The organism is Flavobacterium polysaccharolyticum (assembly GCF_038739875.1).
Lineage (GTDB): Bacteria > Bacteroidota > Bacteroidia > Flavobacteriales > Flavobacteriaceae > Flavobacterium > Flavobacterium polysaccharolyticum.
On the sequence record NZ_JBCGDP010000038.1, the window covers coordinates 1 to 13495 of the forward strand.

Genomic DNA, 13495 nt, shown 5'->3' on the forward strand with positions numbered 1-13495 from the left:
ACCAAAAGGATAATAATCACTATAACTAAGAACGTCTGGGGTTAGGGTATTATTTGCCCCCACAAGGCTACGATCTGAAATTACAGAAAGTACATTCCCTAAATGGTTTGATAATTCATAGCGCTTATCCCCCACAAAACGATAGAATCCTTTAGGCTCGCCTATTTGTGCTACGGCTCCAGCTCCTTGATCCAATCCTTCGCATAAATCTCCTACGCCATTTTTGTTGGCATCGGTTTGGTCTGGGTTACTAATTGTAAGACAGTTGTCGCACACATCGCCTATGCCGTCCTTGTCTATATCGCTCTGGTCAAAGTTAGCATTTAATTTGCAATTATCACAACCTAGATCACCTGGTTTGTCTCCATCGCCTCTTCCGTCTTGATCAGCATCTACTTGCAACGGGTTTGGATAGACGCAGTTGTCACAGGCATCACCTACACCATCACCATCGGTATCTTTTTGCTCAGGGTTGTAGGTTGTTCTACAATTATCAATAGCATCTTTTACCCCATCAAAATCGGCATCACCTTCTGGGGTGCCACAAAAAGTTTTACCATATACTACATTATTTGACGTCATAGTGATACCTGTTGTTGCTCTAGTTGCTGTAACTACTGCATTTTCAGGACCATCGTCAAACAGGAACGTGTTTACTTTTATAGCCTCTGGCTCCTCGCCATTGTCTATGGTATACGAGAAGTCACATATTTCGCTTTTTAAAGCTGAGTATCTGGTGATTTGTCCGGGACGGTGTTCAATTTCAGTATAACCTATTGTATTAAGAGGGGTTTTGATACTCAAATCTGCCGACCCACTTCGCATTCCTTTATTCTCATCACCATTGATAAGAACTTTAAATTCAGACTCTGTAGTATACACATTACCATTCAAGGTAATCACAACATCATAATTGGTACGGTTTTGATTTAATTTTATCTCCGCTTTAAAATCCCATTCATTCTCAGGAATTTTTAACGTTAGCGGACTAATCTTGTATTTGGTTTCTACCAACGAACTTCTATACGAATAACGTCTGTTTCCTGAACCGTTTCTATAACTATTATGATTACGAAGGTATTTTAACAAGGATATAGTCGGTACATAGACATTCCCTTCTTTTTTTACAGTTAATAACACTGAACTTCTATAAGATACGGAACGATCGCCTGGGAATGACCCTTCAACAGAGGATCCATGTAAGGCTGCTACTACATTATCCGTAGCACTAGGATCTATCTTAAAGTGAGAACTTAGGGTAATAGACTCCGACTTGTTTGTTTTGTTATCAAACAAATTTAGCGTATTCTTTGCATCTGCATTCCAGGTTGCTTTTTTTGACTCAGTATCAATCTTTAAACCATAAATTTCGTTCACTAAAGCGGCTTGTTTACCCAAAACACTTTTGGCCTCTGTAGCGCTTACTTGGTCGACAGTTTTGGCAAAGGCAGCAAATTCATCTTTGGTAATTTCTTTGCGTCCTTGTTCAAGACCTATACGACTACTTCCATAAATTCCTTGCTCTACTAATGCATATTTAGAAGGCTGACCCTGTACGGTTTCCATCTCATAAGTACTCAATACATTGCCCTGAGCATCACGCACATAATAGGTAATTTTGGTATTGGTTGGGGTCTTCTCTGTTTTTGTTGTTCTATTTCCTAAACCATCATATTCAAAACTAATGACTACGCCATTATCTTTGGTTACCTTGTTCACTTTACCGTCAACACGCCAATCAATCGACAAAGTCTCTTTAGAATCTTTGGTTAATTGCCCTATAGCATCATAGCTATATCTGTTAAGTCCTTCTAGATCGTTAGCAAAATCACCTGAATTTGTCAAAACATCATTTACGCTAACCAGTTTATTATTGATTAATTGTCCTTTTGTGTTTTTATTGTATGCATATTTCAGGTTATCCATGTCTGAAATCGCTAGATTGTTGTTTAATCCAGATCGCACTAGACTTGTTAAATTCCCGTTTCTATCATAGGAATAACTAGAACCATAAGAATTCTTGCCAATATCTGAACCTACGGCAGGATTGAAGCTTAGACTACTCATGGATTTAATACGATTCAACTGATCGTATTTGTAATAATTAAACTGTGTTGGTATGGCCTGACTATTTACGTCTAACAAAGAGGTAACCATCTCTTTGATGTTTCCATTGTATAAATTAACATTACCCTCTTTTTTAGCTTCTTGGCTAAGACCAAACACATTGGCTGTACTCGAACCTATAATTCTAGATTTATAATCTCCTGTATAGTAGTTCAAGGCAAAACCAAAGGCGTCTTTGGCTACAATTAGTCCGTCATCACCGGCATCATTAGCGACATTTAATTGTTCAGAATTGACTCCTTTTAGCCAACCCTGTAAGGTATAAATGTAATCTAGCCCTTGTACTTTCTTGTCGCCAATCTCAACACGTGCTAATGGTCCATGATCGTAGTACAAGTAATTGGCTTCTTTTTCCCATATAACATCGTCTTTGCTGGTGTACACTTGCTTAATCCTATTATCAGCATCATACTCATAACGGTGTATGAATTGATCTGTTTTGTTAGGCTGATATGTAACTTTATTTACATTTCCACTAATCAAGTCATAGTCGTACACTACCTTCTTAAGATTTTGCTTTAAATCTATTAAAGCTTGGTGTTCTTTGTTATTGATATGATACAATAACTCTTTTACGTTGCCGTGTACATCATAATCGTACAAAATAGCATTATCATAAGCAGAAGAAAGCGTTTTGTTTGTCATCGCAGAAAAATACAAAACGGCAGTCACTCTCTTGTGATTGTTGTCTGATCCATAGGAAGTAAACCAGCTGGCAGTGTTAACTAAAGGCACATCATATTGTGTTTTAGTCACTTGTTGCATATTATTACTAATATTGTATGGGAATTTGTCTGTGATAGCATCTACTGGAACTTCTTTGGCATCAGCTGGTATTGGCTCAACATTACCATAAACTAATCTTCCATTTTCATTAATACTTACGGCAGTAGTAGTTTTTACTTGACCTGCCTCGGTAATTCTTCCTAAATCATCATAACGAGTATAGCTGAAATGAGCACTTCCTTTTTGTTTTGCATTCTGAGAACAGATAATTCTCCCCAATGGATCATAAGCAAATTTCGTTTCTCCTCCATCAGGTGTTTTTTGCCACACGAGTTGGTTCAAAGAATTATATCTATATTGTGTTTGCAAGGTGTTATCAGGCACAACATCTACTCCGTCAACAAGTGACAAGTCTTCCTTTTCTGAATTATTGGCTCGAACTGAATTTATGGTAGCATCAGAGTCAGGCGATAATCTACGCACCCCTTCAGGAGGAACGGTTTGAATTAAATTTCCTGCTTGATCGTAATAGTATAAAGTATATTGGTATTCTTTATCTACTGCGGTTAGTGTTAGTGTCTCTGTAATTCCTTCTAATGCTTCTTTCAAATAATTTTGAATAAACTCTTGTTTTTTGTTAGCATAAAAAGTGTCTTCTAATTGTTGTTTATTTGAAGCTTTTATGGATATTGCCAATAACTCACAAGGGGTCAAGGTAGTAGGATTTTCTACCTCTAAACTAAATGTTGGAACCATTCTAACAGGCACACACTCTTTATTTTCTTCAACATACTTATTAGCATATTCTATCCAAGTTAAAGCAACTTCATTTGGCGTCTTAGTTAATGTTTCTAAATAATTATAGTAATAATTAACTATCAGTTGTGTCTTGCTATTTCCATAATTCAATTTTGTGCTACCAAACTCATTTATCGTAATAAACATTGGATGCTCAGTACTTGTAATTCGTAATTTGTTCAAATAATAAATATACTCATCACTAATGTAACCTAAATTAGCATTACAAAAGAATTTACCATCATTAACCAGATTTTCTGGTATCGCATAGTCGGCAACTTGTGCTTTTAAATTTACTTTAAAACTCATCCATTTATCACCACAAACAACTGGAGCTACAGTTGGAGGGACACAAATATTGGAACAATTAGATGTAGCATCGGCAGTTTCCTTAACATCAAGAAGGGTAAGCAACTTTCCAGAAGATGACTTTTTATTCATAAATGAAGAGGGAGAAGCTGTATCTTCATTATCTATTTTTCCTCCTTCAGAAATAGTAACATAAATGTCTCCTGATCCAGCTAAAGCATTCTTGCTTGTTAGTTTAGGAGGATACACCTCTGAAGCAAATTGACAATAAGGAACAGCAATAGCTCTTGCTTCGTATTTATTTACTTCTACAAAGGTATAATGCGATATTGCACTACCCGTTTGGTTAACCGTTTTACCTTGATTATCTGTAAAATTAATTACAAAGCTCAAATCACTTATTATATCTATGTAATTTATCTTCTTAGCATTCTTTAGATTTACATCATAGAAATTAATAAAATTTTTATTGTTGATACTTCCTGAATTTTCGTCAAATGTTATACTCATCAATCCGTTTTCAATAATAACAGAGTAACGATCCATAACCACATTCTTCAAATTATTTACTCTGTAACGTGTTCTTTCGGCTTGAAAGTGAGAAACTAATCGACATTGTTCTACAAAATTTTTAACGGGTAAAGATTGTGTAATATTTCCAGATTTATAAAAATCACCATCTTCATTTATGCTATAATTGTTATTGACTAACATATCATTCAAAACATCCTTAACCCTATCTTCATAAAGCAATTCTTCGGTTGCAACAGCATCACATGAAGTAATGTTTGTATAAACAGGATTATCATCACAAGGTTGATTATTAGGATTTGGAATAGTAGGACATTTATCACACAAATCAAAAATACCATCACCATCTGTATCAATGGTTCCGCAATTAATGCCACAATTATCACCATATCCATCTCCATTATAATCAGTTTCACCGCAAGGCGAGCAACAGGTAAAATATAAAGGCATGCTTGCATTCCCTGAATTGATTACACCTGTGATTTGTCTGTTTCTAAACAATGGTGCCTTGATAGTTATAGTAAGCAGATTACTAGTGTTTCCTGCTTCTTTCCCATTAATAAAAATGCTTTTTATAACATCATTACCCAATCTATAATTACCAAGATTTATAGTAACACGTTTTACATCATTTACAGTAATAAAAACAGCTTCAGCTGTATTATGCCATTTGACTACATCACTAGGGGTGATTCCAAAATACTGATATAAATAACTATCTACAAAAACATCATCATTTGAAATATTTAAGTCAGTACTTTTCAAACTTGCCTTTTTTTGCAAGTGCAATACTAATTGGTTGAATGCTTCACTAAACTTTTGTTTTTTATCACATGGAGCAACCATCAGCGATGAACACTCTAAAATATTTGCTCTAGTAACTCCATCCACAAGAATTTCTTCTGGTGTAGTACAATTTGATACACTACCCTTTCTGTTTATAATTGCAACCATACGAAATCTATACGTTTTCGATGTGCTATTATAAGAGCCTGGTACTGCATAAAAACTTTTAAAACCAGTAACATCAGCCCATTTTGGAAAATCAACTTTTACTCCACATGAGTTTTTATACTCTGAAGAACTTTTGGCAAAACTTAATTCAATTGGAGACGAGATATCATTACCATCTTGTTTAAAAACTATATTAAGGTTGCCTGCAATCTCACGTGTAGTAATCTTCGGTATACTTACTGAGGATTCTATATTAAAACCCGGATTTAACTGAGCATTAAATATACTCTGAGTTAAATAAGGCATACTAGAGGTGTTGAAACCATCAATCAATAATCCTTTGTCATTAATGGATGGCTCAAGCAATCCTTTCAAGAAATTCTCTAAGTCAATAGAGACAGGACATCTACCTGTTTCTAAAAAAAGTTTAGATTCTATACTTGCCTTGGTCTGAGCAATAAATTCTAAATCACCAATTGAAGAATCATACCCAAAATCCGCAGGTACAAAACGCTTTATCTTTTCTATATACAAACCAGAAGTTGCATTAGAACATGCCAATTCAAGTCCTACGGTTGAAGGCGTGGTTGTAGGTATACTTGGATTTTCTGGAATTAAGTTAATAAGAGCCTGAAGTCTTTCATAATTATTTAGAGTACCAACCGCTGTATACTTTTTAAACAAAGTAACAAAAGTATCTTTACTCTCTGCATTACCAATACAGTCGTTATAGTTATTGTTTTTACTAGCATAAATATGAGCAAAAACAGTACGTGTTTTTTCCTTTAAAGCAGTATAATATGATCTAAAGTTAGCCCATATTCTTTGTTTTATATTCAATTCTACACTATTCCCATTCTGACCAAGTTGATCTATCATGTCCAACAATTGAACATTGCTTGCATTTGAAAAAGCAGTAAATGCAGACTGAGGTGCAATTCCATTAGAAAAAACAGCAAAGAAGTAAGCAGTCTGAAGCATATTTAGTTTTTTACCAGAAGGTAAAACCATACCATCAAAATTAACTTCTAATGCTTCTTGCATTAAAGCTTTACGAACATTGTAGTCTTCTTGTGATTCATTGTCATTTTTTGAATTATAAAAAGGATCACTATTACTAGCATTATTATTGCTATTTAAAAGTTGGGATACTAAACCATTCTTACTGAATATCGTGGCATCAATAGTGTTAAATTCATCATAAACCTCTCTATCTCTTAACTGTTCATCAAAGCCATCTGAATTTAATCCATCCCCATTCAATTTATTACACAAATTTGAATTATAAACATAATAAGCATATTCAGGATGATACTGTACTAGAGATTTAGCCCAGCTATCTTTCCATAAAGCAATAAATTGAGTAACGTCTCTTAAATATTTAGGTTCCACTAAATAATCATTTTGATCATCACTATCAGGATCACGATCATTATCCTTCAAAATTATTCCATCCAAAGCAGGCTCATAAACATTTAATGAATTATCATTCGGATTTTCACTAATTAACTTAACTTTAATTTTTGATATTGAGCCATCTTCCTCTTTATAAGAACCATTAAAAGGTTTTTTCCAATTATAGTTTGATACTTTTTCTACAACATTTTGATTAGTATCGCTATCTACATAAGAATTAGTTGTGTAACCTCCATAAAGCAACTGATTGTTTACGTTAAAAATACTCAAAGGATCAATGCTTTTTACTACAGTTGTTTCATCGTTTTCATCATCGTTTTCAATTCCGTCAACAGATCCATACTGGCCATGCGGACTAACATCTGCCAACAGCATATCTAAATTAAGATCACAAACATTTATGGGTTGTTCACATAAATCTCTGCATCCTTTTAATAATTCTCTAAATTCCGCTTTGAAACGATTTTCGTAATTAACAAGATCTAAATTATCAAGATCTAAAACATTTTCAATGCTTTTTTGCACATACTTAACTTCTGCTTTTATGATATAAGACTCTCTAGCTGCAACATTTCCAAGTTTATTAGCCTGAGCAGAAAGCAACAATTGAAAAGATGCAAACTCTTCGGCAGTTAAGTTATCACGTACTAATGTTTCTTCACAACTCTTACATGTTATATTACAATCTGTTATGGTTACATCTGCATCCAATGAAGATAAATCTGGCAAACATTTTTTGCTGTTTTTTAATTCAGAAATATAGTCCTCAGCATATCTGTTTAAGACATTATAGTCAACACGAAGATCTTTACTTAAAGGATAGGAACCAACTTTCAAAAATTCATCTCCATTTTTTGCATTAAAAACAATATTCTCAAAACTTAATTTCGATGCACTTGTGGCATTTAGACTTTCATTTCCAATTTTTGCTGTTAAAGGAAAATTTCCTGATAACAATTCTAGGGCACAATCATTTTTTAAACTAATTGACCAATCGTAAACAAAAGGATAAAACTTGGTATTCAAACAAGTATCTGTGAAACCTCCTTTGGTCTTAACAAATGAATACTCAATTTTAATAGCATCTTCTTTTATAACTGTTACTGGTGTAGAGAGTTTTATTCCATCTTCAACCAATCCATGCGACCCTGAGCTATACTTATCGTTATTAGTTAACAAATTGGTCGTTGTTGGAAGATGTAACTTATTATTAGCCTCATCATCAAGGGATACCAAATTTGTTTTATTATCCCCAGCAAGAGCTGTTGCAATAGTTCTTCCTTGAGGGTCTAAATAACTCACACTAACTTGTCCATTAGGATCTACCACTACATTCTTTTTATAGCGCGAAAAATCACCTACTTTATATCCAAAAAGACGATTTAATTCTTCTTGTTTTGGATTTCCATAAAAATACTTCATTTCATGTCCAGATCCAATTTGATGCTCTTTTCCAACCCCACCTTTACTTTTAATTCGTCCTGTATTATCGGGAGTATACTCTATCTGTGAAAAAGGATAACCAATTGCATCTGGAACAAAATCCTGATGATCCTCTTGTGGTACATTGTTTGAAGAGTAATATTTACCAGCGCCCGATGCATTGGACATTTTAGGTACTGGAATAGGATTACAATCTTTTACACTTGCGTTATCCCAATCAAAATCTTTATGAGAATATACTGAACCCGAATCATTAGTATTCAATTTGTCATAAAATCTAATTCCCGATGACTCAATTGGGGTAGGTAATACTTCAATAGCTGCCCTACCTTGATTGTCGTAGATAACCTCACCTACAATAGCTTTATTATTAGAATTTATTTTGGTCACAGTTTGCCTATTACGCAAGGAACCATCAAAATAACTTACTACTTCTTTCTTCTTTCCATTTTCAGCAAAAGATGCCTGATATTGCCAATTCTTACCGCCCTCGTGAGCTTTGTCAATCTCTACAATATATGGCCAATCACTAACTAATAAATATTTTTCTGAAATCCCTGAGGACCAAACTCCATAATAGTTTTTTGATGTATCGTCCAGAAAACGGCCAACTGGTCTAACTCTATAAACCAAATAACCATTAGAATAAATTAAAGGAATGCGATAGGTCAAATCTTTTGTTTGAATTCTAGTACTATTGAGTCTAAAATCTTGATCTGACAAAGCAATCTCATTTGGCAATAACTTGCCTCCATCTTTTTTATAATTATCAATCCAACTCCATTCTAATTCATATTCGACTGCAGGAGCTTTTGAATCTTTAGACCAATTAATTACTAACTCTTCGGCAACGTCACTAACTTTCGACACCTCTTCTTCAATAGTTCCATTGTATTTTACCAATTTATAACTTATAGGGAGCACTGAAGAATTGGAGCCATTAAGCTGCAAATTATAATATCGATCCGTATTAAATTTTAATGCCAAGTATACCGTTGACGTAGAGACAGGTTTAGAATACGTTATAGAAACCACTTTTACATCCGCTTTATGTACACCTGGAAGTCTATAAACAGCATAATCATTAAACTCTAACTCTTTGTTACTATTATCGTGAACAATAGAAAGTGATACTGGTTTAGCACCTTTTTTGTTTCCATCACTATCATACGACGTAACACTTAGCTCTATCTTACAAGTATAAACATCACTATAACTAGGGGAGTTTTTTGCACTATCATCAAAACCGAAATGAATCGTTACAGCAGGATTTACAGAAGTAAATACGCTTTGATTGTTTAAAACAGAAAATTTAGGGTCTGTTATTTGCAAAAGTGGCAAACTGTTTAACTGTGTTCCCTCTTTTCTATCTCCCAAAAATTCTTCATGCTGTCCAAAAGCAAACAATGAAAAAAATGTAAATACAAATACTATTATACGTTTGTTGATATACATATATCTATCTTTTATTTTAATTATTGGAATTATTTCTTTGATCAACAATCTCATACTTTTTTAACCTTTTTGCCAATACAATAGTATTTTTACTTGGAGTAGTAAAATAGGTACTGCTGTTAAAAATAGTAGGACTAATGGCATTCCTTTTATAATTAGTATACACCACTTCCAATCGAGGGTAATGCACATCTGGTTTTCTAAAATCTTTAGAAAAATTAGTTGCTGTATTGTAATAAAAAACCTGTTTGAGTAGCAAATAAGTTTTAGACACTCTAACGATGATTTTAGAATATGGCAGACTCGAAAAAGGCTTCATACTCATTGTAATTTCCCAATACAATTTGTAATCAACGAATTTGTCAACTTTACACAAATCAAGTAATGGCTTCATATCAAAGTCACCAAAATAACTAGGAACAGGATTAGAAATTGCTATAGCTTTCTCTGAATGGCTAATCTTAAGATTGACTGTTTTTGAATTCAGAATCTCTGTATCACCAATTTTCATATAGACTTCATTTTGACTGTTTTTATAAAAAACACCAGAATAACTCTCTTCTATTTTTTTTGAATCAAAATCTTTGTATAAAATATATTTTGATTGATATTGAAGAGGTTTAGCAACACTATACTGTTGTCCTAATTTTTTAAAAACATCACTTACTTTCTGAGCATTACCAAAACAACAATGAAATAGTAAACAAACACAGAATATTTTCTTATAAATCATACCCTATTTATCTGTATTAATTACGCTTCCTGAACGTGTTTCTTGAATCGTTTTAATTCCTTTGGCTGTTTCTTTTTTCACTCGAACTAATCCGCCTTCGCTATCATACTCATAATATGTACTATAATTATTCTCGTCTAATTCGGACATTAGTTTGAAAGTTTCTGCATCATAAACAAAGGATTTAACGCTTCCATTTAAGGGATGAATTCGTACATCATCAAAATAAACGGGTATACTAGCACTTTTGTTTTCTAATGAAAAACCAATCGTTATAGCATCAGCATGCACTTTAAATTTTACAAAAATTCTCTGCCAGCCATCGATAATCTCACCTGAAGGTTTAGCTTCAATTCTAGCTTCCTTTATCTCATGTGAATCTAAAGCCTCTTTTTGTCTATAAAAAACAATTTTGATTGCTGCATTTAAATAGGACTTAACTTGAACAAAAGATTCCTCTTTTACCCATGCACTTAACAAATACTCTTTATTGGGTTCTGGTTTAAAAGAAAAACAATCATCACAGAAATCTTTTACAGCAGAAAGTCCACAAACAATTCCACTATCTGCTAGTTTATCTGAAATATAAGTTTCATCTGAAGATAGCAGATTGAAATTATCGTGACCAAAAAATGTAGCACCTTTAAAATCATTTATATCAGATACGGGGAATTCCGTTTCAGAAAACCCTAACAAAAACTGTAGTGATGTAGTTAAACTAGCGGATACTTTGGCCGTTATCCCTTTTTTGACCAATCCTGAACTGTAATTAGGATCTTCACTTTTAGCCAAAGTCTTAGCCGTTGAGGACTTATTAATATAAAAACCATCTTCTATACCTACTACATACAAATGAGGTAAATCAGCACTATTTCCTTTATAATTATTGAATTTCTTCATAGTTCCCTTAAGACCTTCGGAATCTGCTGTTTGACAACCATCAGTAATCATAATCACTACATTGGGCTTCAACGAATAACTTAATGCTCCATCTAATCCGCTCTTCCAGTAATCAGATCCAGCACTCACTCCTGTTTTACCATTGCGCATTCCTAAATTATCAATCCAATCGTAGAATTTTTTAAGGTCTAATGGATCAGTTGACACTCTAATTGGCGCAACATAATCTGTTCTAATGTTGGTGTCGCTATCAGACATTCCTGTTAATGAAATATGAATATTAGAACCAATTTTTTCATTAGTCAAGGCTTGTTGGTACACAAAACCTTTTAATTGTTTCTTTATTTTATTCATTTCTTTCAAGTCAACTGAACCTGATTCATCGAGAACAAGCGCTACGTGAGAAACACAATACAATTCTGCAACACAGAAATCAATGTTTCGAACAAATCCTGTTGTAAGATCAATTTTCCCGCCACTAAAAAGCGTTGTAACTGGAGTTTTTGTCAACATATCAGTATATTGACTCAAATCGATATCTACTATAGCACCTGAAGTAGGTTTAGGAATTAATACATCATTCTCTAAACTTGTCTCTGTAAAAGCGAAACTTATGGAAGTGCTTGTATTAATAAAATTATAAATAGTTGCTTTCTTATCTACTGTATAAGGAGACAATGCTGCTAACTCTTTTTGTGCATATACATTAGCATCAGTTCCCGCTGGGATATCCTTTAGTTTATTTACTAAAGTCAAAAATAACTTCTTAAGTACTGGTGTATTTACATTTTTCTTAGTACATGATTCTACATCATCACAACCAGATGCTATATCATCATATGCCTTTTGCAAGAAATCATGAAATACTTTTCTAAATCCAACATTGGCAATCTCTGCTTTTGAAAATTGTACAAAATCAGCACTTAATATTGAATTTGTTGTCGCATAACTAACTGGGGTAGTCCCCATTATTTCTGTCAAAAATTGTGTCGGTGAAATTGATAATCTCCTATTAGCTAATCCTACACGCTGTATATAACTAAATTTACCTTCGTTCACAAAAACAAAAAATACTTTTTTGGCTTTACCTGAATTTAATAAATCTTGGTAAGCAGTTCGTGCCGCAACTAATGATGCCGTATTGTGATCTTCAGAAATAATAAAAAATGAAACATCAACAGCATCCTTTTTTAAGGACGTATTTTTTAAAATACCATTATTAATCAAACTTGAAAATGTATTGCTATAAATGTTATCTTGTATTCTAATAACAGTAGGTGCATTATTTGAAATTTCATTGCCCCCCGCCACTTTATAAACATCGCCTGGATTTACTGTAATTTCTTTATTTACCAAAACAGCATTCACTCCTTTATTGGTCATATCAAAAGTGGTAGCAAATAACTTCTTGTTGGTATTGGCTTTTAGGAAATCTACAACTCCATTGGCAATATTCATTCTGGAATCTAAATTTAAATATTTGCCTCCATAAGCCATATCCGGAATCTTAAAATTGAAATTAAAATGAACCATACAACTAGTAGGAGCACAAGAATCTATAGTCACTTTCTTAGTAAAGGTCTCAAAACATTGCGTTACCGTATCTGTAGCTACCATAATAATAGTATATTCCCCAGGAATAGCAAACGAAACATTATAAACACTTGAAGTACTAGCCGGTGAAGTGTTCACAACCGTTCCAGAGGCATTAATACTGGTCCATACATAACTTAAGTTAGGTGATCTAGTCTCAAAGGAAAACGAAAGATTCTCATTTAAACACTTCTTTTCTGGAAGTATAGTAAGATCCTGAGTGAAGGTAGCCTCGCAACCATCAGCTCCAGTTACCACTACCTTTACAGTATATTTCCCATCAGATGGAAAAATAAAAGAATGCGCTCCTACTGCAGTAGTAGTACTATTCAAAACTTCACCTGAACCATCTGTAACGCTCCATTTATAACTCAATAATTCTCCAGAGATGACAGTACCTGCTGTCTGTTCAAACGAAAAATTTGCGGATTCTCCAACAAAAACTTGCTGGGTAGGTAGTTTTAATTCTCCTGTTTTTGGGGTACAATTAACTACTTTTAATGTAATTGG

Annotated in this window: 3 protein-coding genes; all 3 read right to left on the bottom strand. The window is 33.6% G+C overall.

Going from position 1 to position 13495, the window contains the following annotated elements; genetic code table 11:
- Positions 1-9759: thrombospondin type 3 repeat-containing protein (locus WFZ86_RS19785; protein WP_342693556.1), on the bottom strand; the 9759-nt coding region annotated here is incomplete at its 3' end.
- Between the two features lie 16 nt (positions 9760-9775).
- A complete protein-coding gene (locus tag WFZ86_RS19790) occupies positions 9776-10492 on the bottom strand; it encodes a LolA3 family protein (RefSeq protein WP_342693557.1) in 717 nt (238 codons plus the stop codon).
- A gap of 3 nt (positions 10493-10495) precedes the next feature.
- Positions 10496-13495: PKD domain-containing protein (locus tag WFZ86_RS19795; protein ID WP_342693558.1), on the bottom strand; the 3000-nt coding region annotated here is incomplete at its 5' end.